This is a genomic window from Polynucleobacter sinensis (genome assembly GCF_001595985.1).
In the GTDB taxonomy this organism is placed as follows: Bacteria; Pseudomonadota; Gammaproteobacteria; order Burkholderiales; family Burkholderiaceae; genus Polynucleobacter; species Polynucleobacter sinensis.
In genome coordinates this window covers 131301-155547 of sequence record NZ_LOJJ01000009.1, presented here as the reverse complement: position 1 = coordinate 155547, position 24247 = coordinate 131301, and the positions used below count along the sequence as shown (strand labels likewise).

The window sequence follows — 24247 nt, the reverse complement described above, 5'->3', positions numbered from 1 at the left end:
TATTAACAGGCTCAGCACTAGTTACCAGGAGATTTCATTCTTATAATGAGCTATGCAAACTGAACCCTACATTCAGCCTCAGCATGCCTTAGACCACGAACCCATTCTCTGCATTGTTGGTCCTACAGGCTCAGGCAAAACGCACCTCACCATGTCTTTGGCGGAATACGCAAAGTCTCTTGGCGCAACCCTTGAACTCATCAGCATGGACTCTGCCTTGGTATATCGCGGATTAGATATTGGTAGCGCCAAACCCACCAAAGCAGAACAAGCCCTCGTTCACCATCATTTGATTGATATTTTGGAGCCGACTGAATCATACTCAGCAGCACGTTTTGCAAATGATGCCAAACGCTTATGCCAAGAAATCTTGGCGCGTGGAAATATTCCAATAGTAGTGGGTGGCACGATGCTGTACTGGAGAGCATGGGCTCATGGCCTATCCTCACTCCCGCCTGCCAATCCAGAAATTCGCTCTCGTCTAGAAGAGCAAGGCAAAGCTATTGGTTGGCCTGCAATGCATGCGCAATTAACCAAGGTCGATCCAGAGGCAGCCGCACGACTTCAACCCAATGACTCGCAACGCGTTCAACGCGCCCTTGAGGTTTATGAAATTACTGGCAAGCCAATGTCTGCATTGCTAGCAGACTCACCAAGCGAAGATGGTAGAGAGGGGTCATCTATTCCCGAATGGATCAATCTTGTTTCGCTAGAACCCAGTGATCGCTCACGCCTACATCAAAACCTTGAAAAACGATTTGATGAAATGCTTGTCAGTGGTTTCATTGAAGAGGTTCAGGCTTTGAGAAAAAATCCTCAGCTTCACGCAGACTTGCCAGCAATCCGATCTGTTGGCTATCGACAGGCTTGGGAATACTTAGATGGGCAAACCAATTTCGAAGAAATGCGCTACAAGGCATTAGCTGCCACTAGGCAACTTGGTAAACGACAACTCACTTGGTTGCGGGCGATTTCAGGAAGAAAAACCTTTGACCCCTTTAACCCAGAAGAACTAAAGGGGGCCATGGAATATTGCAAAAACAGTTTGGAAAAAGCCTGGGGGCGATTTCGGCCTTAAATGACAATAGTTTGAGGTGCGCCAGCGGGACGCTCCACAACCTCACCCACAGTCCAGGCATTTAAGCCCTCAGCCTTCAGAGATTTGATTGCAGTCTCCGCTTGATCGGCAGCCACAATCACCACCATGCCAATGCCGCAGTTAAAGACGCGCACCATCTCCGCATCAGCAACACCGCCTTTCATCTGCAACCAACGGAAGAGCTCCGGCATTTGCCAACTATCGCGATGCAAAACAGCCTGAGTATTTTCTGGAAGTACGCGGGGAACGTTGTCCACCAAACCACCACCAGTAATATGGGCCATACCTTTCACATTGATCTCAGAGATCAATTTGAGAAGCGGTTTTACATAAATTTCTGTAGGGGCCATCACCACATCGCCTAGAGAGCGACCGCCTAAATCATCCGTTGGCTTAGCACCAGCACGTTCAATAATTTTGCGTACGAGAGAGTAGCCATTGGAATGTGCGCCACTCGAACCAATCGCCAAAACAACATCACCAGGAGCAATTGTTGCGCCAGTGATGATCTTGGATTTTTCAACAGCGCCTACGGCAAAACCAGCCAAATCATATTCACCAGGAGGATACATCCCAGGCATCTCGGCAGTTTCACCACCAATGAGGGCGCAGCCAGACAATTCACACCCCTTGGCAATTCCAGCCACCACAGTAGCAGCGGTGTCTACGGATAATTTTCCACAAGCAAAGTAATCCAAGAAAAAGAGGGGTTCAGCACCTTGGACCAAAATATCATTCACGCTCATGGCAACCAAATCCTGACCAATCGTATCGTGACGGTTCCACTCAAAGGCTAGCCTGAGTTTGGTTCCAACGCCATCGGTACCCGATACTAAAACGGGTTCTTTATAACGCTTGGGAACCTCAAAGAGCGCGCCAAAACCGCCAATTCCCGCCAATACGCCCTCGCGCATGGTTTTCTTAGCTAAAGGCTTAATCCGATCTACTAAATCGTCTCCGGCATCAATATCGACACCTGCGTCACGGTAGGAAAGGCCTTTTGAGGAGGAATTGGTAGATGAGGTCATGGCAGAGATAGAAGATTAGTGAAAACGTTACTTGATCGGTAGAATCATTGAATTCTAGAGGATTCGAACAAGATGGCTGAGATTTTTACCCCTTTTCTGACCGCATTCATACTGGCCTATGCCCTACGCCCCCTTTGCCTATGGCTTGAAGGACGACATTTACCCCGCGCAGCCGCTGCTGGCGTTGCCATGATTATGGGTCTAGGCATCGTATTTTCGATTCTGATCCTCTTCATTGCCCTCCTGAAAACTGAAATCCCTCTGATTAAGGCCCAATTGCCCGATTGGATCCAAAACACCCAATCTTGGCTCGGCCCCAAACTCAATGAATTTCACATCAATGTTGACTGGAACACACTCAAGGCAAATGCTACTCAAAAAATTACCGAGCATCTTAATGACAATTCTGATGCCTTAATGTCATCTACCCTAGAGACAGTTCTAGTATCGGGGAGCTCGGTTATCGCAGGATTTGTCAATGCAGTTTTGATCTTGTTCGTCATGTTCTACCTTTTGATTGACTGGGATCACTTTTTCAAACTCGTTAAATCGATTGTTCCGCTTCGCGCACAAAATACGGTCCATCATTTAGTCATGCATGCGGACGGCCTGCTCTCGCAATACCTCAGAGGCATGCTCATCGTCATCTCAATCATGTCCATTTTTTACAGTGTCGGACTTAGCTTGATTGGCATTAAGGGTGCTGTAGCCCTGGGCGTATTTACCGCACTCATGATCGTCATCCCATATATCGGCATTACCTTAGGATTTACGCTAGCAATCCTTGCGGCCCTCTTACAATTCGGGCCAGGTAGCGCTCTCATTGGGGTGTTGGTGATATACGGCCTTGGGCAATTCATAGAGGGCTTTTTCTTAACCCCTCGCTTGGTGGGCGAACGTATTGGCTTACATCCAGTTGCAGTTCTATTTGCATTGCTACTCTTTGGGAAATTATTTGGCTTTTTTGGGGTGCTGCTTGCTTTACCAACTAGCGCAGTCAGCTTAGTACTTCTGCAGTATGGCTGGTCACGCTATACCCAAAGCTCTTGGTATCAAAAGTAAATTTCCGTAGCAATGAATAAGCCTTCACTACCAAAACAGTTTGCGCTCGACATCGGTCACACACCCAAACCCAGCTTAAATAATTTTTTAGCTGGAGAAAATCTAGCGCTGCACTCTGCGTTGCTAGCCTTAGTCAAATCTTGGGAGTTGAATATCCCAAGAGAGGCCAACGAAAATGTCTTGAACCAACGCTGGATCTATTGGTGGGGACCAGAAGGCTCTGGTCGCACGCATTTGCTTAGCGCCATTGGCGATGCCGCTCAAGAATTGGGCTTGGAGCACTTCCCGCTCACCCCTAATGAGCCAATCTCTTGGGTACGCCTGGAAGAAAAAATAACCACCCTCTGTGCGAGCGATACGCCCTCAGTTATTACCGTTGATGATGTGGATCGACTCGATGAGCGCCTGGTGGCTGCTTTATTTCGCATTCTGAACGCTATTCAGGGCAGTAAAGCAGTTCATATTTTTATGGCAGGCAATGCCGCCCCTGGCGCTTTAAGCCTCAGAGAAGACCTGCGCACCCGTTTAGGGTGGGGTTTGATCTTTCAAACTCATCTTTTGGGAGATGATGAGAAAATAGAAGCCTTACAACAAGCAGCGCAAGCGCGCGGCTTGGTTTTATCGCCAGATGTGTTGCCTTGGCTATTAAATCGCTTTTATCGCGATATGCCCAATCTCATGGCCTTGATTGATGCTTTGGATGCTTATTCACTAGAAACAAAACGTGCTGTCACACTACCTCTGGTTAGAGAGCTGCTACAGCCAAAATAAATTAATTCATATTCAATTCGTGACCCAATTAGCCCTTTTCGACCTAGATCACACTCTTCTCCCCTGCGATAGCGACTATGAATGGGGGCAATTCTTAGCTCGCATTGGCGTGGTAGATAGCAAATACTATGCACAGCAAAATGAACGCTTCTATCAAGATTACAAAGATGGCAAGCTCAATATTCAGGAATTCTTACGCTTTGCCTTAAAGCCTCTCTCAGAACATTCCCGAGCCCAACTCAAAGAATGGCACGATGCTTTTATGAAGGAAGTGATTACAGGACAACTTCGCCAACAGGCGATTGATCTAGTCAAGCGACATCAAGATGCAGGTGATTTATGTTGCGTTGTTACAGCCACTAACAGCTTTGTAACGCGACCGATCGTTGAGAGTTTTGGGATTGAACATTTGGTCGCAACTGAACCAGCTACAGAAGGCGACCATCCTTTAGCAAATTTCACAGGGGAAGTAAAAGGTATCCCAAGCTTTCGGGAAGGGAAGATTCAACGAGTAGACGATTGGCTAGCTAGTCAAAAATTAGAATTGAGTCATTTGCCTTATAGCTATTTCTACTCGGACTCCATGAATGATTTACCGCTTCTTGAAAAAGTGAGCAACCCTGTCGCCACCAATCCAGATGCTCGCCTGCGCGAAGAAGCCAAAAAGCGCAACTGGCCCATACTTGAACTGTTTGCATGATTACTAAATTTATTAAACGCATTTTGCGTCGTGACCCGATGGTCCGACACACAGCAGCCCACACCTCTGGCGCGCCAAAACGGATTCCCAAAAAATCACATCGCATTGATCCACACCTGCTTTCAAAAAATGCCGTGAAAGTCACCCAAACACTTCAGAAAGCGGGTTATGAAGCTTTTATTGTTGGTGGAGCGGTACGCGATTTAGCACTTGGCATCAGCCCAAAAGATTTCGATGTCGCAACCAATGCAACCCCGGAACAGGTACAAAAGTTATTTCGTAAAGCCAGACTCATTGGGAGACGCTTTCAGATCGTACATGTGACTTTTTTTGGCAAGGGCCAGCCGGAGATTATTGAAGTCTCTACCTTTAGGGCCTTATTAGAAAATGCTGGGGAGCATGTTGCTGAAAATGGTCGCATCCTCCGCGATAACGTATGGGGTAGCCAGCATGAAGATGCTGCACGCCGTGATTTCAGTATCAACGCGATGTACTACGATCCCGCAACCGAGACAGTCCTTGACTATCACGGCGGTATGGCAGACATGCAAAAGCAAGTATTGAGAATGATTGGTGATCCAGCTAAGCGATACCGCGAAGACCCAATTCGGATGTTGCGTGCCATTCGCTTTGCAGCTAAGACAGGATTTAAATTAGATGTCGCAACTAGTGCTCCGATTGCTAAATTGGGCAAACTAATTCATGACGTTCCCGCTGCTAGGTTATTCGATGAAATTCTAAAACTCCTGATGTCTGGATATTCCTGGGCGGCCATTCAAGGCCTAAAGGATGCTGGATTGCACCACGGAGTCTTGCCACTACTCGATCAAATTCTAGACAGTAAAGAAACTTCAAAAGAAGCCCATGATTTTGTACGTATTGCTTTAGCGAATACGGATCAACGCATTCAATCTGGTAAGAGTGTTTCCGCAGGATTCTTGTTTGCCACCTTACTGTGGCCTGACTTATTACGTAATTGGAAAAAGAATCTTGCCAAAGGAATATCTAATATTCCTGCGCTTCATGATGCGATGGATGAAACAATTGCCAGCCAAAGCAATGGCATGGTAATCCAGCGACGTTTTGAAAGTGATATGCGCGAAATTTGGTCGATGCAACCCCGCTTTGAAAAGCGAGTTGGTAGATATCCCTATCGCCTAATTGAATCTCCACGTTTTAGGGCGGGCTATGACTTTATGTTGTTGCGTTGTGCTACTGGCGAACAAAATCCCGCAATCGGAGAGTGGTGGACAAGCTTTATCGCATCTGATCCGGCAGGCCAGGAAGCCTTAATGGCTAGCGCCAAGACCGAGGGCGGCAATCAAGGATCCAGCATTTCACCTGCCAAACGTCGACGTCGGAGAAAACCCAAAGCGGCAGCGCCCCCCGAAGGTGCATCAAGCTAAGCAAGCTTGGGAAAAATTCAGTAAAGTAGATTCGGTAGTGACGAATCGTTTTATTACTTGTTTGGAATGGGCATGGCTCGAGCTTTTATCGGTTTTGGTGGCAATATCGGCGACACGCGTCAGATCATCACTGATGCAATCATTTGTCTTGCCCAACGCCGTGAGTTGCAAATTCTCGCTAAAAGCTGTTTTTATCAAAGCGCGCCATTGCAAGCAACTGGAGGGGACTATATCAACGCGGTCATCGAGATCGAAACCGAGTTAAGTCCTTATGGCCTCCTACACGTCTGCCAAGCGGTTGAGCAAGAATTTGGGCGTGAGCGCCCTTATGCCAACGCCCCACGGACGATAGATCTAGATATTTTGTCTTTTGAGGGCATCTCACAAGAAGATACCAAACTCACCCTCCCTCACCCTAGAATTATTGAACGCTCTTTCGTTCTATTGCCTTTACTAGAAATTGCACCGGATTTTTTCTTACCAAAACTAGGCGAATTAAAAGCCTACCTCCCCCAAGTGGCTGATCAGCGTATCGAGAAACTGGCTTGCCGCAACTGCAGCTGTGGTGAAAAAGCAGTTTCTAGCCAATCAGCCCATTAATTCATTAAACTCACGGCATGGGTTACTTACAAGGCGAAAAGCCAATCACAATTTCTAAACTCCTCTCGATGCGCGCCGAAGGGGAAAAAATTTCCATGCTCACCGCATACGACTCAACGATGTCGGCTTTATTGAATCGCTGCGGAGTAGAAACGATTCTGATTGGCGATTCGCTAGGTAACGTGATTCAAGGTCACAGCAGTACCACTCCAGTCACCATCGAACAAATGGCGTATCACACTGAATGCGTCGCTCGCGCCAACACACACGCCTTTGTTATTGCCGATCTTCCATTTGCCAGCTATGGCGATTCGGCAAAAGCGTTAGAGTCGGCAGCAATGCTCATGCGCGCTGGAGCAGACATGGTCAAACTCGAGGGCGGCGATTGGCAAATCGATATTATTCGGCACTTGGTTGAGCGCAGCGTTCCTGTTTGCGCTCATCTAGGATTACTACCGCAATCGGTTCATATCTTGGGCGGCTATAAGGTCCAAGGAAAATCCAAAGATGCTGCCAGCCTCATGATCGAGCAAGCCATTGCATGTGAGCAAGCAGGCGCGCAAATGATTGTGCTTGAGGCCATTCCATCATCACTTGGAAAACATATTACCGAGGCCCTCTCGATCCCAACTATTGGAATCGGGGCTGGTCCGGACTGCTCCGGTCAAGTTTTAGTGCTGCAAGACATGTTGGGCATTAGCCCTGGTAAACCACCGAAGTTTGTCAAAAACTTTATGGATGGTCACACCTCCATTGAGGCCGCAGTCAAAGCCTATGTTCGAGAAGTGAAATCTAGAAAATTTCCGGGACCCGAACACGGCTTTGCTGGATAAGTAGCGCTTTCCGACTTAACTAAAGAAACTCTTTACGCCATCAAACCAACCCTTTTGATGTGGGTTATGTTTGTCGCCACCAGACCTTAAACTCTCATCAAACTTCTGGAGCATCTTTTTCTGCTCATCAGTCAGCTTCACCGGCGTTTCAACTACAACGTGAACAAAAAGATCGCCAACTATTGTTGAGCGCAGACCCTTAATACCCTTATTACGCAAACGGAAAGTTTTTCCTGTCTGAGTACCTTCAGGTATCGGAAACTCTACACGACCTGAAAGTGTTGGCACCTCGATATCGCCGCCGATCGTCGCGGTTGCGAATGAAATGGGCATTTGTACGTGTAAATCACTTCCGTCTCGCTCAAATACCTTGTGAGGCTTCACCCTAACTTCAACATACAGATCGCCCGATGGCCCGCCATTAATACCCGGCTCGCCGTTACCTACTGAGCGAACCCGCATACCATCATCGATACCCGCAGGAATTTTGATCTCAAGGGTTTTTTGCTCTTTGTGCTTACCGCTCCCATGGCATGTTTTGCATGGCTTAGGAATGTACTCACCTGTGCCGCGGCACTTAGGGCAAGTTTGCTGCATTGAGAAAAAGCCCTGCTGTACGCGAACCTGGCCATGACCATCACACGTAGTACATTTTTCCGGCTTGCTTCCAGGCTCAGCACCAGTTCCATGACAAGGCTTGCAATTACTCCAGCTTGGTACGCGAATTTGAGTGGTGTAACCCTCCGCAGCCTGCTCAAGAGTGATCTCCATGTTATAGCGTAAATCAGCACCCTTATAAACCTGAGGGCCAGAGTGACGTCCGCCACCTTGTCCGAAGATATCGCCAAAGATATCCCCAAACGCATCGGCAAACCCGCCACCGCCGAAGCCGCCGCCACCAAATCCACCCATCGAGGGGTCCACTCCAGCATGGCCATACTGATCATAAGCAGCACGCTTATTAGGATCAGTGAGCGTTTCGTAAGCCTCTTTCACTTCCTTAAATTGGGCCTCTGCTGTTTTGCTGTCTGGATTGCGATCTGGGTGATGCTTCATCGCCAGCTTACGATAAGCTTTCTTAAGCTCTTCATCGCTAGCGCCTTTTGCTACACCCAGTACTTCGTAATAATCGCGTTTACTTTTAGGCACAAAATTCCTCTCAACAACCTGAATGGCACAAGTCGGCACGAGGCCGACTTGTTATTGAATTACTTCTAAACTGCGTTAATTAATCTCAATTGATGGAATTACTTCTTATCATCAACCTCTTTAAAGTCAGCATCAACCACATCTGCATCTGGAGCGGCGCCTTGTGAGCCACCGGGAGCTGCGCCAGGAGCGGCACCACCACCAGCTTTAGCCTGCTCAGCAGCCATGGCTTTTTCGCCCAACTTCTGACTTGCTTTACCCAGCGCTTCAGTTTTCGCTTCAATTGCAGCTTTATCGCTACCCTTGATTGCTTCATCTAACTCTTTCAAAGCAGCCTCAATTGCTTCTTTCTCAGAAGCGTCCAAAGTGGCGCCATGCTCTTCCAAGGCTTTCTTAGTTGAGTGAGCCAATGCATCAGCAGTATTGCGAGCTGTCACCAATTCCAATGCTTTTTTATCTTCATCGGCATTTGCTTCAGCATCCTTCACCATGCGCTGGATTTCTTCTTCAGTCAAACCAGAGTTAGCCTTAATGGTGATCTTATTCTCTTTGCCAGTAGTTTTGTCTTTTGCAGTGACATGCAAAATACCGTTGGCATCAATATCAAAGGTCACCTCAATTTGTGGCATACCGCGTTGTGCTGGAGCAATACCTTCCAAATTAAACTCACCGAGCAATTTGTTGGCAGCAGCCATCTCACGCTCACCTTGGTAGCATTTAATTGTTACCGCAGGCTGGTTATCTTCCGCTGTGGAGTAAACCTGCGAATGCTTGGTAGGAATCGTTGTGTTCTTAGGAATCATCTTGGTCATCACACCACCCAAGGTCTCGATACCTAATGACAATGGGGTCACATCCAAGAGTAATACGTCCTTGCGATCACCAGACAATACGGAGCCCTGAATCGCAGCACCAACAGCAACTGCCTCATCTGGATTCACGTCTTTGCGTGGATCTTTGCCGAAAATCTCTTTAACCTTATCTTGAACAGCCGGCATGCGAGTCTGACCACCGACCAAAATCACATCGTCGATATCACTTACGCTGACGCCGGCATCCTTAATTGCAGTTAAGCAAGGACCTGCTGTGCGGTTGATCAACTCCTCTACCAAAGACTCCAACTTGGCACGAGTCAATTTCAAGTTCAAGTGCTTGGGGCCACCTGCATCAGCAGTGACATATGGCAAGTTGATTTCAGTTTGTTGCGCAGATGACAATTCGATTTTGGCTTTTTCTGCAGCATCTTTCAAACGTTGCAATGCCAATACGTCCTTGCTCAAATCAACGCCCTGCTCTTTCTTGAACTCGGCAATGATCCAATCAATGATACGTTGGTCAAAGTCCTCACCCCCCAAGAATGTATCGCCATTCGTGGAAAGTACTTCGAACTGTTTTTCACCATCAACGTTTGCGATCTCAATAATCGATACGTCGAATGTACCTCCACCCAAGTCATATACGGCGATCTTGCGATCAACCTTATCTTGCTTGTCCAAACCAAACGCCAATGCGGCAGCAGTTGGCTCATTAATAATGCGCTTTACATCCAAGCCAGCAATACGACCGGCATCTTTAGTGGCTTGACGCTGACTATCGTTAAAGTAAGCAGGCACAGTAATCACGGCCTCAGTCACTTCTTCACCGAGGTAATCCTCGGCAGTCTTTTTCATTTTGCGCAAGATTTCTGCGGATACCTGTTGAGGCGCCATTTTTTTATCGCGTGCCTCAACCCATGCATCGCCATTATCCGCTTGCACAATTTTGTAAGGCATCAAGCTGATATCTTTTTGCACTTCTGGGTCAGTAAATTTGCGGCCCATCAAACGCTTCACTGCGTAGATTGTATTTTTAGGATTGGTTACTGACTGACGTTTTGCAGGCGCGCCAACCAATACTTCACCGTCCTCAACGTAAGCAATAATGGATGGAGTAGTACGAGCACCTTCTGCGTTCTCTACGACCTTAGGCGCATTGTTTTCAACAACTGAAACGCACGAGTTCGTGGTTCCCAAATCAATTCCGATAATCTTTCCCATAATGGCTCCAAAAATTAAGTTTTGTGTAATTTCGTAAAACAGTAAATAAATCGATATTGGATAAATGGGGTTCAAAAGTAGTATTTCAAGAGCTACAAAGCAAAAAAGGCAGAAATCTGCCTTTTTTATGCCACTTTTGGACTAAAAACCCCTAGAAAACCTCTGAAAATGGGGTTTTAGCACCTCATTTAAGCCTACTTTGGAGCGCTCACCGTCACCAATGCAGGTCTCAGAATGCGATCAGCAATTGAATACCCCCTTTGCAGCACTGAGACCACGGTATTTGCCTCTTGATCTGAAGGGACAGAAGCAATTGCCTGATGATGGTGAGGATCAAACTTGTCACCAACGGCAGGGTTAATTTCAGTCATACGGCCCTTCTCAAAAGCGGAAAGGAGTTGCTTGAGGGTAATCTCAAGCCCTTCTTTAAAGGCTTTAGCGTCTACAGCCTCTGCATTTAAGGCGGCATACAAGCTATCCGTTACTGGCACGAGGTGCTCGGCAAAACTCTCAATTGCAAACTTATGCGCCTTAGAAACATCCTCTGCGGCACGGCGGCGAATATTTTCACCCTCAGCCTTGGCGCGCAGAAAGTTATCCTGCATTTCGGTGAGTTTTTGATTGAGCTCTGCAATTTCCTGCTCTGGAGTTTTTACTTCAGCGGTAGCTTGATCTACTCCAGCATCTACCGGAGACTCTGCGGAATTTTCCTGCTCAGGAGTCGGATTGTGATTTTCTTGGGTCATGGCTACAAATTCTCTTTTCTATAAGAATGACTACTTCTGAACAATATGGGGTCAATCCATGCGATTTCAAGTTAGCTCGAGTTTATGCAATTCTAGCTTTAGCTAACTCGGCACGTCGATCGCGCTCCGCTAGATCGGCCTCGGACTCCGAGCCAAGGGCCCAGCCTGATAAATGCTCTTGCGCAATCTCATACATGGCCTCAATCCATTTAGGATTGCTATTTAAGCAGGGTATGTAGCGATAATCTTTCCCGCCGTGCTCCAAGAAAATTTCGCGCGCTTCCATTGCAATTTCTTCTAAAGTCTCCAAACAATCGGCTGGAAACCCTGGGCAAAAAATATCAATTCGCTTGCAGCCCTCTTTGCCGAGTTTTTCAATTGTCGGCGCAGTGTACGGCTTGAGCCATTCAGCCTTACCAAAGCGCGATTGGAAAGTAACAAGGTATTGCCCAGGCTCTAGACCTAAAGACTCACCAAGTAAGCGACCTGTTTTTAAGCACTCACAATGATAGGGGTCACCCTTCATTAAATTGCGCTTAGGCAGGCCATGAAAAGACATTACCAGTCGATCACCGGCGGAAAAATCTGGACGGCCCTCCTTATCCCAGGCGCCAAGAACTTGATCACGCAATGCGGCAATATAAGCAGAGTTATCGTGATAGTGCTTCACCAAACGCAACTCCGGTTGATTGCGCCACGTAGCCAACACTCGGAATACCTCATCAAAGCTTGAGGCTGTAGTTGTTGCTGAATACTGAGGATACAGAGGCAGTAACAACAGACGCTCCATCCCTTGTGACTGCAGAGCTTCAAGAGCCTGCTTTGTAGATGGCTGGCCATAGCGCATCGCCAAATCGACCAACACCGTCTGATGTTGATTGGTAAATTTTTCACCCAATTCTTTCGCCTGGAGGCGTGAGTAATGCATTAAAGGTGATCCTAATTTTGGCAACCAAATGGATGCATATTTCTTTGCGGAAGCACTACTACGAATAGGCAAAATAATCCCATTCAAAATAAACCACCAAATCACTCGAGGAATTTCCACTACACGAGGATCAGACAAAAACTCCTTGAGATAGGCCCGAACTGCTTTGGGAGTTGGCGCTGAAGGCGTGCCCAAATTCAACAGCAAGATAGCCGTCTTAGTGGGGCGTAGGTGAGGATTTTGATTCAATGGGTATCCGTCTTAAAAAATATGAACTAGGTAAAAACTCAGGAGCTCAAAGCGCCCGATAGTAATTTAGAGGTGATATCAACAATTGGAATAACGCGATCGTAAGCCATACGAGTTGGCCCGATGACTCCCAGAGTTCCGACAATCTGGCCATCAACACTATATGGAGCGCTAATTACAGCCAAATCCTCGTATGGAAGCAAATCACTCTCACCGCCAATAAAAATCTGAATACCGTCAGCATGACTAGAAACATCCAATAACTGCATGAGTACTGATTTCTGCTCCAACATATCGAACATCTTGCGCAACTTATCCAAGTTGGTACTGAGATCGCCCACATTCAATAAACGACGCTCGCCTGATAACAGCATATCCCCTTGACCCATGCCATAGTCACTCACACCGCTCTGCAACGCCAATGCCATTAATCCGGAAATATCACTTCGGAGATTATCCAAATCAGAAGCTAAGTGCGTCCTCACCTCGGCAAAGCTTTTTCCAGCAAATTGAGTATTGATGTAGTTGCCCGCCTCAATTAATTGGCTTGGCGTATAGTCCTGGGTTGTTGGAAGAATGCGGTTTTGCACATCCCCCTCAGGAGTGACCATGATGAGCAAAATCTTACCCTCACCCAAACGTAAAAATTCAATGTGTTTAAACACCTGGGCGCGCTTAGGCGTCATGACCACGCCAGCAAAGTGAGTCAAATTGGACAATATTTGCGCGGCAGAATTGAGCACCCGCTGAGGGGAGTCTGGCAACAGGCCTTTTTCTACCTCCCGAGCAGCTATTTCTTCAAGGGGACGCACCGTCACCATCGTATCAACGAACAAACGATAACCCCTGGGGGTCGGTATTCGGCCAGCAGAGGTATGAGGGCTGGTGACCAAACCCATATCCTCGAGGTCTGCCATTACATTGCGAATCGTCGCTGCGGACAGGTCTAAACCGGAAAATCTCGATAAAGTGCGTGAGCCAATAGGCTGGCCCTCCTCGATATAGCGCTCGATGAGGGTTTTTAGTAAGGCGCGGGAACGATCATCCATGGTGGAAGAGATTTTATGCGTATGGTTTAATCGTTATATGTTAAGCCCATCCCCAAATTCCGCCAAGAAAGCATTTAGCCGAGTTGCCCTCGTTGGCAAATTTCAGGCGGATGGAATCGAAGATCACCTCAGAGATCTGGCAAAAATCGTCTCCAGTTTAGGCTGTGAAGTCTTTATAGAGGCGGCAACAGCAAGCCATTTGGGCCTCTTAGACTATCCCACCAAGACAACCGATGCCTTTGAAGGCGCAATTGATTTGGTGGTGGTTCTGGGCGGAGATGGCACGATGCTCGGTATTGGGCGTCAGTTGGCTGGTAGCAATGTGCCGCTGGTTGGAATCAATATGGGGCGTCTTGGCTATATGACTGACATCCCTATTCAATCAGTTCAAATGACTTTACCCAAAATCATCGCTGGTGAATATGAAGCAGATACCAGGACATTACTCGACGCTGTTGTGCTACGCGCCGGTAAGGAAATTAATCACGCCCTAGCCCTCAATGATGTTGTTGTGAATCGCTCAGGCATCTCGGGCATGGTGGAGTTAGCAGTACATGTCAATGGCTCCTTTATGTACAACCAGCGTTCTGACGGCTTGATTGTGTCCACTCCGACTGGCTCAACAGCCTATGCCTTATCAGCAGGCGGCCCCATTCTCCATCCTCGCGTTGCTGGCATCCTATTGGCACCAATTGCGCCGCACTCCCTCTCAAATCGCCCCATCGTCTTACCCGAGGATAGCGTGACAGTCATTGAAGTAGTAGATGGTCGCGAAGTGATTGTGAATTTTGATATGCAGTCCCAAACAAATTTACAAAGTGGTGACAAGATTGAAGTTCGCCAATCTAATAAAACAATTACCTTCTTGCATCCTCGAAGTCATAGCGACTACAAAACATTGCGCGAGAAGCTGCATTGGAATGAGTATCCTTCGACATTTTGATGTCGAATTTTTTGGTACGCTAAGGCATGCTTCAAACCCTCGCCCTTCGTGATTTCGTTATTGTCAATCAACTAGAGCTTGATTTTTCCTCAGGTTTTACCGTTCTTACTGGCGAAACAGGCGCCGGAAAATCAATTCTCCTGGATGCCTTGGGCCTTGCTTTAGGGGAGCGTGCGGATAGCAGTCAAATTCGTGAAGGCTGTACTCGCGCTGAGATCAGCGCCCTCTTTCGCATTGAGTCAACTCAGACTGAAAGCCTGAAACATTGGCTTGATAAGCAAGGCTTTCCGATTGAAGATGAAGGAAAAAACCTCCTTCTCAAAAGAATTGTCGAAAGCAATGGTCGCAGCCGTGCATTTATTAACGGCAGTGTTGCAACTCTTAGCCAGCTCCGAGAAGCTGGAGACCAATTGGTGGATATCCATGGTCAACACGCTCACCAACTTCTCCTTAAAAGTGGTGCGCAACGCGAACTTTTAGATCGCCATGCCAATCTTATGGAGCTTGTGGGCGAAGTTGCGCGACTATTCAAAACCCTGCATGACTCTCGTCGTCGTCTAGAGCAAGCCGAAAATGCTGGTCAAGACATTGAACGAGAGCGTGAGCGTTTGGAATGGCAGCTTGAAGAACTAAGCGAACTCTCACCGCAAGAAGGAGAATGGGTTGCGATTCAAAGTGAGCACGCACGCCTTGCTAATGGGGCAAAAATTCTCAGTGGTTGCCAAGAAGTCATTGATGTATTAAGTGAAGCAGATAACTCGGTTGAATCGACCCTCTCCAAAGTCAGCGCGAATATGACCGCTTTGGCAGAGCATGATCCCGCGCTGAGCGATATCAGCCAAGCGCTTGAGTCAGCCCAAATCCAGATTGATGAGGCAGCTCACAGCCTGAATCGATATTTACAAAAACTTGATTTAGATCCTGCGCGCTTGAGTGAAGTAGAAGAGCGCATGCAAGCGCTACATAGCGCAGCGCGAAAGTATCGGACTGAAGCGGATGCACTTCCAAATTTACTTAATGAAACGGCAGAACGCTTAGACGCTCTGACTGCATCTCAAAATATTGAGGCTCTGCGTGAAAAAGTGAAGGCAGAGGAAATTGCGTACCTCAAACTTGCAAAACAACTCTCGCAAAAACGCGCCAAAGCTGCATTGGATTTGAGCAAACAGGTCACTGCAGCTATGCAAGAATTATCGATGGTTGGCGGACGTTTGGAAATTGCCTCAATCCCCTTAGCTGATGGTGGCGCTCATGGCCTAGAGCAAATTGAATTCCTGGTGGCCGGACATGCTGGCAGCACGCCTCGCTCTCTGGCTAAAGTAGCCTCTGGTGGAGAGTTAGCTCGTATTAGCCTAGCTATCAGCGTGATTACTAGCAAAGCCTCCTTTACGCCAACACTGATATTTGATGAAGTGGATGCGGGCATTGGTGGCGCAGTTGCAGAAACAGTTGGAAGATTGCTACGTCAGCTCGGAGAATCCCATCAAATACTCTGCGTCACTCACTTGCCACAGGTAGCAGCCCAAGGTAACCACCATTTGAAGGTAAGCAAATCACAGTCTGAGGATAAAACTCTATCCCAGGTGAGCCAACTTGGCAGGGCAGAGCGAGTTGAGGAGGTAGCACGGATGCTCGGGGGCGCTACCATTACAGATACAACCCGTCGTCATGCAAGAGAGCTTTTAGAGCAAAGCTAGCATCGCTACCGAGCACTGAATTTAGGTGCTAGAGGGAACTTGAAAGATTTCTTGCCACAAACTGAGCACCGCCTCTCTTGCCTCCACTAATGGCAACTCTAAAGCTAAATCGACTCGGGTCTTATCAGCCCCATCCAAACGCAAACGGTGCTGCCTTGCTCTAAAGAAGCGATAAGCATCGGCAACCTTCTGAGCTAACTGCGTCGGAATCAATTCAACCTCTCCGGCGATACGCAGTAGCGCAATATTTCCCAAATTACTTAACAACTGAGGAAAAGCGTTGGAATAGGCCAAAACTAAAAATTGGACAATAAATTCAATATCGACCATACCACCTGAATCATGCTTTAAATCGAAATCCGAACTAGGATTGGGGTGACCCGCATGAACCTTGCGACGCATTTCCGAGATCTCGCTACGCAACTGATTAATATCTCGCTTTTGACTCAAGACCTCAGAGCGCACCTCATCGAAAAATAACCCGACGCTTTGACTGCCCGCAGAATATCTAGCCCTCGTTAGAGCCTGATGCTCCCAAACCCAAGCGGCATTATCACCTTCGCGTAATTGGTACTTCCTAAATGCATGGGCATTGGTTACCAAGAATCCAGCAGAGCCATTAGGGCGTAAACGGGTATCGATCTCAAATAAGCTGCCGGCAGACGTATAGGTTGTTAGCCAATTAATCATTCTCTTAGCTAAAAGGGCATAAATTTCTTGCGCTGCATAATCAGACTCCTCAGCTTGATATAAAAACACTAAATCTAAGTCTGAGGCATAACCAAGCTCCTTGCCGCCAAGCTTGCCGTAGGAAATTACCGCGAATGGCGGCTCTAACTCTGCCGACAATTCAAACTTCTTGGCAACACTTGGCCATACTCGCTCAAAGGTTGTCTGCACAATTAAATCCGCTAGGGCAGATAGATGGTCGCTCACCTTCTCCACAGATAAAGCTTGGTCAACACCAATACCTAAATCCGCGAGCAGGGTAATAAAAGTTTCCGTATGGTGGGTAATACGCAAAATATCCATTGCCTGCTCTGATCCATCACCCTCTGCCATGACGTCATCAAGACGCATGTCTAAGGTAGCCTTTACTTCGCGCCAGTATTGCTCGGGCTGCTCAATCAACGACTTTTCAGTACGCGAGTTCAATAGATAATCGAGTAAATGTGGATGCCTAGTTAAATACTCCGCGCCCCATTGAGAAGCCCTCAACAGCGCCAATACATTAGATAACGCTCTTGGATATTCAGAGAGAATCGATAAATAAGCACTACGTCTCGCAATTGCCTCAAGCAAATCAAAAAAGCGCAGCAAAGTAAGATCTGCAGCAGCAGAATCTATTCCATCAGCATGCAAACTATCTGCAGCCTTGCGAATCAAATTATTAAAAATTAATCGACTTTTCTCGGGTAACTGGTTCTGCTTAGAACTATCAACCCATGCCAACCATCGAGCCAAAGATTCTGGAAAGAATATGCCATCAGGCTCCCAACCAACAGGCAAAGAAGCGCTATCTAAACGGGCACTGTCATCTAGAACAAATGCCTTTTCAAATAATTGGGCTACGGCGAGCTGATGCTTATCTAGCCCATCTAAAAATTCAGATTGCTCCTGAATCTGATCTGGACCAATCATGCTGGATGCCAGGCGCGTACGCGCCAAATCATCCTCGGGCAAATAATGCGTCTGCTGATCTTCCCATACTTGAATTCGATGCTCCAGACGACGCAAGAAAACATATGCCGCTTGCAATGTCTCCACCTCTGAAACGGGCAAGATACCTTGCTGCTTCACTAAATCCAATACTCTTAAAGTTGGGCGAATGCGAAATCTCGGATCTGTGCCACCACGCATCAACTGAAACATTTGCGCCAAAAATTCAATTTCCCGAATGCCACCACGGCCCAACTTAATATCTTTTGAGCGGCCATGATGATTTGAGGAACGCTTTTCCGCCTCATGCTGAATCTGGGCATGCAACTCACGAATAGAGGCAATGACTCCGTAGTCCAGATGACGCCTGTAAACAAAGGGGCGAATTAATTGATCCAACTCTTTTTCGCAATGCGCGAATGCAGGCGAATCTGGAAGAGGTGCGATCATTCTTCCCTTGATCCAGGCATAGCGCTCCCACTCCCTGCCCTGCACCAAGAGGTATTCCTCTAGCATATCAAGACTACAGACCAAGGGGCCTGAATCGCCGTTTGGTCGCAAACGCATGTCTACCCGAAATACAAAACCATTGGCATCATGTTCAGCCAGAAGTTTGATTAAGCGCTTTCCCATCCGTGTAAACCACTCATGGTAGGACAAGCTTTTAGGCGCATCTTGGGTCTCCCCTTCATGCTCATAAAGAAAAATTAAATCGATATCCGAAGAAAGATTAAGCTCTAACCCTCCAAGCTTACCCATTCCAACGACCATTAAGGGCATTTCCGAGTTGGTGACCGAACTCCATGGCAGCCCAAAGCGTCGCTTTAAGTCTTCGCGAATATAAGCAATGGATAGAGAAACCACTTGCTCGGCAAAATGGCTTAAAGCATGAGTTACTTCATCCAAATCCGCCATGCCATTGAGATCCCGAAAAGCAACCCAAAGCATCAAGCGCTGCCTTGCTAGCCTTAAATCGGCCATAAACTGCGCTTCGTTTTGATCCTCAAACGCCAAAGCCTCTTGACATGGAGTTAAGAGCTCTTGAATACCGTGAACATCAATTTTCTGCGCACCCTGAACTTCCAACCAATCAATCCACTCAGGACGCGCATTTAACCAACGCTGCGCATAAGTTGAGTGCTGCTTTAAAAATTCAATTTGGCGAGAAAAATCTGTCATTTCACCATCTTAATCCGAGTCACGAGTGAATTGGGAGAAGCTTGGCGATCACTCGATAGCTGACGGATAATAGCGGTCATGCTTCGAAACTTTATCCAGACCCGACTGCTGGGTACGCCTCAAAAATCGCCCTCAGGCTCCAAGAGCCGCTGGCGTAAACGCGCACTTATTCTGGCCGGTATTACGGCGGCATTTTTTGTATTCGGGCATCTTGGAGTGCGCTTTGTCTTATGGCCTCAAATTGAGAAGTCAAAACCCACTATTGAACGCTTAATTAGTGCGCGCCTGGGTACCAATGTCACCATGGATGATGTGCAGGTATCTTGGACTGGCATCCGCCCTAATTTTGCCATCGAGGGATTGCGCTTCAATAACGAAACCACTTCATCGACACCACCATTGTTGATAAAGCACATCAGTGGCGAATTAAGCTGGCTCTCCCTCTATCACCTAGCGCCCTACTTTCATGAAATCACTGTAGATAACGTCGAGCTTCGCATTCAAAGAGACTCAAAGGGTGTCATCTCGGTAGCCGGAATTCCCATACACAATAAAGAAAATGATTTCGCCACTGAAGATTGGATATTGGATCAAACTGAAATCCAAATCAATAATGCCAAAATCTTCTGGGAAGATCAAAATGATCGCAAACTGAAGACTTCAATAGCAATTCAAAATTTTCATTTCACTAACGGAGTTCGTAGACACCAAGGCCAACTCAGCGCAACGACACCTTGGAGTCCAAATCCCATTGCGGTTAAAGCGGACTTTGTCCACCACTTAGGCGGGCAAGCAGGTAACTGGCGAGACTGGATCGGAAGCTTCTCCTGGAAAATCTCCGAATTTAATCTTAGTCAAATCTCTAAAGATATCTCTTTACCACTATATGAGTTAAGAGGAACGCTTACCTCAGAAGGCAGCTTAAAACTCGATAGCGGAAAAGCGAATGGCGGCCAAATGTATTTAGCCGCCGATCGCCTCAAAGTACAACTCAAAAAAGATGAAGAGCCTATTGAGTTTGGCAGGCTAGAAACCAATCTTACTCAGGAGACTGAGGGCGGCTTAAACTCAGTGACCACCAAAACCTTGGCATGGCGTCACATGGATAGCCCCAGCACCGCCCCCCTTGATGATTTAAGCCCAATCACTTTCCGCTGGCGCACACCAAATGATGGCGGTGAAATTAAAGAATTTGGCTTTGCCTCACCCAAAATTGAAATGGAAGATATTGCGTTATTTGCATTGAATCTTCCTCTACCAAAAAAGATTCACCAGTGGCTCAAATCCTCAGAAGCTGATGGCGAACTTGAGAATTTGGAAATTAGTTGGGCCGAAAATAAATCAGCCCTATCGGCCCTACCAATTCCAGGAAAATGGTTTGCCTCTAACAAACTAGACTTTACAGTCAGCGCAAAACTCAACGACATCAGCTTTACCGGCATCAATAAATCCATGCCCTCAGTTTCTCATCTGTCAGGCAATTTGAGTAGCAATCAAAAAGAAGGAAGTTTCACTTTAAATTCCAAAAATCTTGAGTTGGAAATGAGCGATTTTTTATCCGCCTCTGAAATTCAACTCGATCGCGCAAAAGGTGAGATTAGTTGGTCAAAACAAAAAAACGGTTGGCTTATTAATGCTAAGCAGATGCAATTAAGTAATTCTGAAATCACTACCAACTTTGATCTTAGCTACCTCATTGGCGCCCCTAAACAAGCTGATCAAATGACACTCGACATGGAGTTTGTGAAAGCGAAGTTGGCAAGCGCACATCGCTATCTTCCAGTCACTATGGACAAGGACTCAAGACAATACCTGAGTAAAGCTTTTGAATCCGGAGAAATTCAAAGTGGAACTCTACATATCAAGGGTGATCCAGATCAAATCCCTTTCCCGACTGGACAAGCTGGTGAACTAACACTGCACCTACCCATCTCTAAAGCGATTTATAAGCCATCGCCCTTACTCCCAACAAACCAAGGAATTTGGTCCGCATTTACCAATGTTAGCGGCAACATCGACATGAAACAGTCCACATTGACCGTTGACATTGATAAAGCTGCTTACAAAAAAGTAGCGCTTGCAAATGTTCGCGCGCAAATTCCCAATGTCAGCGCTAAACAAATGACTCTATTGATTAATGGGGTGGCCAATGGCGACGGCTCTGACATGCTTGATTACTTGTTTGCATCACCCGTAGGTATTCAACAGCCTCACCTCGCCAAGAATCTATCTCTGACAGGCCCAGTCAATCTTGACCTTGGCATAAAAATCCCACTATCAGGAAGTGATGATGCCAACTTTGATGCCAAGCTAATGCTTCCTGGAAATAAGGTGCAATGGGAGGGCATTCCCCCCCTAGAAAATCTGAAGGGAAGAATCCGCATTACCGAAAATAATCCTGAGTTTGAGGATGTCTCTGCGAACTTTTTGGGGGGAGCGCTCAAGATTGCTAGCGCCCCTTCCGCAGCTAATAACACCAGCTTTACCATCAGTGGCGACATTAACGCTAGCTTCATTAAAGATTACTTCTTAGCAAATACAAAATCTCAAATACATCCAGCCCTACTTACTGCCATGAGCGGTTCGACCAAATACGATGGGCTCATTAACTTTAATAAATCCGGAAGCCAAACTAACCTAAAGTTTGATTTACGAAACTGGGCAAGCGCCGCCCCTGAACCTGCTAAAAAATTAGCGGGTTCTCCGATGCTAGGCCAAATTAGCCTACGGACTTATTCAGATAAAAAATCCAATTTAGTTCGTGCAGATTGGTCGGGGAAATTTGGGGATCAGTATTTCATACAAGGAAATGTAGGTGCGGATAATGTCTTCAGAAATTCATTAGGCATTGGCGCGCCAATGAATGTTCCGCAGCAAGGTCTTGCATTGCATTTAGCAAGTAATGAACTCAATCTTGATAAATGGCTTGATTTCCTAGGGGCGGGCAAGGTCTCCAAGAAAGCTGGGGAAGATAAAGCATCTGATGTAGTTGATAGCGATGTACAGATTTCAGTTCAACTTAAAAAGTTGACCGCATTTGATCGGGAATGGAATGATTTCAATCTCAATGCGTTTGAAAAAAATAGGCTTTGGCAGATCCGTTTAAATTCCCCACAAATTGCCGGTCAAATTCAGTGGCATCCAGCAAGTGCTGAGCAATCTAGTGGATTGATCAATGGTCGCTTAACACGCCTCAAACTTCCACCCCAAATGGCATCTAATGAACTTATATCTCAAGATACGACTTCAAAAAATGCGCAGGCTAGAAATAAACCAACTCCAACTAGGGCACCGCTCAGTCCGCAGTCAATTCCCAGTCTGGATTTAATGATTGATGATTTAGGTTGGACAAAGGCACAACTGGGAACAGTGAAGATCAAAACGAAAACTTCACAAGATACGCTGAAGATTGAATCCGTTCAGGTCAATAATCCACAAGGTATCTCCACCATTACCGGCCAGTGGCTTGGCAAAACACCCCTGGCAAATGAGCAAAGCTCTATCACTGCAGATATGAATATCAAAGATGCTGGCGAGATTATTTCCCGCTGGAGCAATCCAAAATCGGTTGAGGGCGGGCAGGGGAAGTTAACCGCGAAGCTAAATTGGACTGGCTCGATATTTTCTCCAGCCTACGACTCGCTTTCAGGTAGTGTTGACCTTGATCTGACCAAGGGGCGACTGCTAGAAGTGAATACCGATGGAGCAAAGTTACTTGATGTACTTAGCCTACAAAGTTTATTTAGATTCGCAACACTTGATTTACAAGGCAGTCTAGGAAACTTGGCGACCAAAGGAACTCCGTTTAACTCGATTAACAGTAACTTTGAAATCGCGCAGGGGATTGCACAAACAAAGCAGTTCACCATGATTCTGGATCAAGCTCGCGTTGCTATGACTGGGCAAATCAACATCCCACAGGAAACGCAAGATTTACGCATCACCATCTTCCCAACTATTGATGCGACCGCTGGCTCTCTAGCGGCCTTTGCAATTAATCCCATCATTGGTCTAGGAGCAGTCTTAGGCCAGTTTTTAATCACCAATCAAATCAATCGCACTATGCAAACTGACTACTTAGTACAGGGATCATGGAAGAATCCAGAAGTCATTCCGCTCGACCAAAAAGGTCAGCCGCTTGATGCTAAAACTCTAGATACGATTCGTACAAAAAATTTACTGAAAGAGCAAAGCAAGCCAAGCATACCAAATGCGCCCAAAACAAATGCTCCGAATAGCCCTGGTACATCCACCCAATCAATCAACTAAACAACCATGGATCACTCAAGCAAACCTTCGGATTTGAAAATTGCCTCGATACAAATGGTATCAACGCCAGACCTTAAAGAAAATCTTGAGGTTGCCAGTCGTTTAATAAAGGCGGCATCAAATAATGGGGCTCAGCTTGCAGTTCTGCCTGAATACTTCTGCTTAATGGGATTGAAAGATACGGACAAAGTTCAGGTTCGGGAAGTGCCTGGCGCTGGTCCCATTCAAGATCAGTTGGCAGCTATCGCGAAAGAGAATAATTTATATCTAGTTGCAGGCACCATTCCACTTGAAGCAAAAGAATTCAACAAAGTGCTCAACACCACTATTGTCTTTAATCCAAAAGGTGAACAAGTAGCTCGCTACGACAAAATTCATTTATTTGGTTTTCAAACCGAAAAGGAGCGTTACGAAGAATCAGCGACAATTGAAGCTGGAAACATCCCAAGCCACCTGCTCCTCAATATCAATCAGGTTGAATGGCGCCTGGGCTTGAGCATTTGTTATGACTTACGCTTTCCAGAGCTATACAGAGCGTTGGGTGAAGTGGACTGCCATATCATCCCTGCAGCATTTACGTACACCACTGGAAAAGATCATTGGGAGGTGCTGCTCAGAGCTCGTGCGATTGAAAATCAATGCTATGTATTGTCATCTGCTCAGGGGGGTACCCATATCAATCAACGGCGAACCTGGGGAAATAGCATGCTCATCGACCCCTGGGGTGAGATATTGACAAATCTCCCCAACGGCGAAGGATTCATTACCGGCATTTTGAGCAAAGATAAATTAAAAGAGGTACGCTCTAAGTTACCCGCCTTAAAACATCGCAAGCTTTAATTAA

At 46.7% G+C, this 24247-nt stretch carries 18 protein-coding genes; 11 read left to right on the top strand and 7 right to left on the bottom strand.

Going from position 1 to position 24247, the window contains the following annotated elements; all coding sequences use genetic code 11:
* Positions 1-52: 52 nt before the first annotated feature.
* A complete protein-coding gene (gene miaA / locus AOB49_RS09495; RefSeq protein ID WP_062310397.1) occupies positions 53-1078 on the top strand; it encodes a tRNA (adenosine(37)-N6)-dimethylallyltransferase MiaA in 1026 nt (341 codons plus the stop codon).
* Here miaA and purM read toward each other — a convergent pair.
* The gene (gene purM, locus AOB49_RS09490; RefSeq protein ID WP_062310396.1) at positions 1075-2127 is read right to left on the bottom strand and encodes a phosphoribosylformylglycinamidine cyclo-ligase; all 1053 of its coding nucleotides are present in this window, start codon (positions 2125-2127) and stop codon (positions 1075-1077) included. The two genes, miaA and purM, sit on opposite strands and share 4 nt — an antisense overlap.
* Positions 2128-2199: 72 nt before the next feature.
* Between purM and AOB49_RS09485 the strand changes: the two genes are divergently transcribed.
* From AOB49_RS09485 to panB, 6 genes are all read left to right on the top strand, one after another.
* Complete coding sequence (locus AOB49_RS09485) at positions 2200-3189, top strand: AI-2E family transporter (RefSeq protein WP_062310393.1); 990 nt, start codon at positions 2200-2202, stop codon at positions 3187-3189.
* Positions 3190-3201: 12 nt separating this feature from the next.
* Positions 3202-3960 (top strand): DnaA regulatory inactivator Hda, encoded by a 759-nt coding sequence (gene hda, locus AOB49_RS09480; RefSeq protein WP_062310390.1) that lies wholly within the window; start codon positions 3202-3204, stop codon positions 3958-3960.
* A 19-nt stretch (positions 3961-3979) separates the two neighbouring features.
* Positions 3980-4660 carry a histidinol-phosphatase gene (locus tag AOB49_RS09475; protein WP_062310388.1) on the top strand — a complete coding sequence of 227 codons (681 nt, stop codon included), beginning with the start codon at positions 3980-3982 and terminating at the stop codon, positions 4658-4660.
* Entirely contained in the window at positions 4657-6066 is a 1410-nt protein-coding gene (pcnB, locus tag AOB49_RS09470) for a polynucleotide adenylyltransferase PcnB (RefSeq protein ID WP_062310385.1), read from the top strand. The genes AOB49_RS09475 and pcnB overlap by 4 nt, the downstream gene beginning before the upstream one ends.
* A 72-nt stretch (positions 6067-6138) precedes the next feature.
* Positions 6139-6666: a 2-amino-4-hydroxy-6-hydroxymethyldihydropteridine diphosphokinase gene (folK, locus tag AOB49_RS09465; protein WP_062310384.1), complete on the top strand. Its 528-nt coding sequence runs from the start codon at positions 6139-6141 to the stop codon at positions 6664-6666.
* 17 nt (positions 6667-6683) lie between these two features.
* A complete protein-coding gene (panB, locus tag AOB49_RS09460; protein ID WP_062310381.1) occupies positions 6684-7499 on the top strand; it encodes a 3-methyl-2-oxobutanoate hydroxymethyltransferase in 816 nt (271 codons plus the stop codon).
* Between the two features lie 15 nt (positions 7500-7514).
* On the opposite strand, the gene dnaJ is transcribed toward panB, so the two are convergent.
* From dnaJ to hrcA, 5 genes are all read right to left on the bottom strand, one after another.
* Complete coding sequence (gene dnaJ, locus AOB49_RS09455) at positions 7515-8648, bottom strand: molecular chaperone DnaJ (protein WP_062310593.1); 1134 nt, start codon at positions 8646-8648, stop codon at positions 7515-7517.
* Between the two features lie 98 nt (positions 8649-8746).
* The gene (gene dnaK / locus AOB49_RS09450) at positions 8747-10684 is read right to left on the bottom strand and encodes a molecular chaperone DnaK (protein WP_062310379.1); all 1938 of its coding nucleotides are present in this window, start codon (positions 10682-10684) and stop codon (positions 8747-8749) included.
* A gap of 194 nt (positions 10685-10878) precedes the next feature.
* A complete protein-coding gene (grpE, locus tag AOB49_RS09445; RefSeq protein ID WP_062310375.1) occupies positions 10879-11430 on the bottom strand; it encodes a nucleotide exchange factor GrpE in 552 nt (183 codons plus the stop codon).
* Between the two features lie 82 nt (positions 11431-11512).
* A complete protein-coding gene (gene hemH / locus AOB49_RS09440) occupies positions 11513-12607 on the bottom strand; it encodes a ferrochelatase (protein WP_062310372.1) in 1095 nt (364 codons plus the stop codon).
* A gap of 38 nt (positions 12608-12645) precedes the next feature.
* Complete coding sequence (hrcA, locus tag AOB49_RS09435; protein ID WP_062310367.1) at positions 12646-13656, bottom strand: heat-inducible transcriptional repressor HrcA; 1011 nt, start codon at positions 13654-13656, stop codon at positions 12646-12648.
* A 37-nt stretch (positions 13657-13693) separates the two neighbouring features.
* Between hrcA and AOB49_RS09430 the strand changes: the two genes are divergently transcribed.
* Entirely contained in the window at positions 13694-14599 is a 906-nt protein-coding gene (locus tag AOB49_RS09430) for an NAD kinase (protein ID WP_062310589.1), read from the top strand.
* Positions 14600-14625: 26 nt separating this feature from the next.
* Complete coding sequence (gene recN, locus AOB49_RS09425; RefSeq protein WP_062310364.1) at positions 14626-16296, top strand: DNA repair protein RecN; 1671 nt, start codon at positions 14626-14628, stop codon at positions 16294-16296.
* A gap of 21 nt (positions 16297-16317) precedes the next feature.
* Here the strand turns inward: recN and glnE are convergent, their stop codons facing one another.
* A complete protein-coding gene (gene glnE / locus AOB49_RS09420; protein WP_062310361.1) occupies positions 16318-19134 on the bottom strand; it encodes a bifunctional [glutamate--ammonia ligase]-adenylyl-L-tyrosine phosphorylase/[glutamate--ammonia-ligase] adenylyltransferase in 2817 nt (938 codons plus the stop codon).
* 78 nt (positions 19135-19212) lie between these two features.
* Here glnE and AOB49_RS09415 point away from each other — a divergent pair, with 78 nt between their 5' ends.
* Positions 19213-23403, top strand: coding sequence for a YhdP family protein (locus AOB49_RS09415; RefSeq protein ID WP_062310358.1), 4191 nt, complete (start codon positions 19213-19215; stop codon positions 23401-23403).
* Positions 23404-23409: 6 nt separating this feature from the next.
* Positions 23410-24243: a carbon-nitrogen hydrolase family protein gene (locus tag AOB49_RS09410; RefSeq protein WP_062310355.1), complete on the top strand. Its 834-nt coding sequence runs from the start codon at positions 23410-23412 to the stop codon at positions 24241-24243.
* Positions 24244-24247 lie beyond the last annotated feature (4 nt).

Coding starts and splice junctions, on each gene's coding strand:
- recN (WP_062310364.1), top strand. CDS start 14,626: ATGCTTCAAACCCTCGCCCTTCGTGATTTCGTTATTGTCAATCAACTA.
- purM (WP_062310396.1), bottom strand. CDS start 2,127: ATGACCTCATCTACCAATTCCTCCTCAAAAGGCCTTTCCTACCGTGAC.
- folK (WP_062310384.1), top strand. CDS start 6,139: ATGGCTCGAGCTTTTATCGGTTTTGGTGGCAATATCGGCGACACGCGT.
- AOB49_RS09410 (WP_062310355.1), top strand. CDS start 23,410: ATGGATCACTCAAGCAAACCTTCGGATTTGAAAATTGCCTCGATACAA.
- hrcA (WP_062310367.1), bottom strand. CDS start 13,656: ATGGATGATCGTTCCCGCGCCTTACTAAAAACCCTCATCGAGCGCTAT.
- panB (WP_062310381.1), top strand. CDS start 6,684: ATGGGTTACTTACAAGGCGAAAAGCCAATCACAATTTCTAAACTCCTC.
- AOB49_RS09415 (WP_062310358.1), top strand. CDS start 19,213: ATGCTTCGAAACTTTATCCAGACCCGACTGCTGGGTACGCCTCAAAAA.
- glnE (WP_062310361.1), bottom strand. CDS start 19,134: ATGACAGATTTTTCTCGCCAAATTGAATTTTTAAAGCAGCACTCAACT.
- miaA (WP_062310397.1), top strand. CDS start 53: ATGCAAACTGAACCCTACATTCAGCCTCAGCATGCCTTAGACCACGAA.
- AOB49_RS09430 (WP_062310589.1), top strand. CDS start 13,694: ATGTTAAGCCCATCCCCAAATTCCGCCAAGAAAGCATTTAGCCGAGTT.
- dnaK (WP_062310379.1), bottom strand. CDS start 10,684: ATGGGAAAGATTATCGGAATTGATTTGGGAACCACGAACTCGTGCGTT.
- hda (WP_062310390.1), top strand. CDS start 3,202: ATGAATAAGCCTTCACTACCAAAACAGTTTGCGCTCGACATCGGTCAC.
- pcnB (WP_062310385.1), top strand. CDS start 4,657: ATGATTACTAAATTTATTAAACGCATTTTGCGTCGTGACCCGATGGTC.
- grpE (WP_062310375.1), bottom strand. CDS start 11,430: ATGACCCAAGAAAATCACAATCCGACTCCTGAGCAGGAAAATTCCGCA.
- AOB49_RS09485 (WP_062310393.1), top strand. CDS start 2,200: ATGGCTGAGATTTTTACCCCTTTTCTGACCGCATTCATACTGGCCTAT.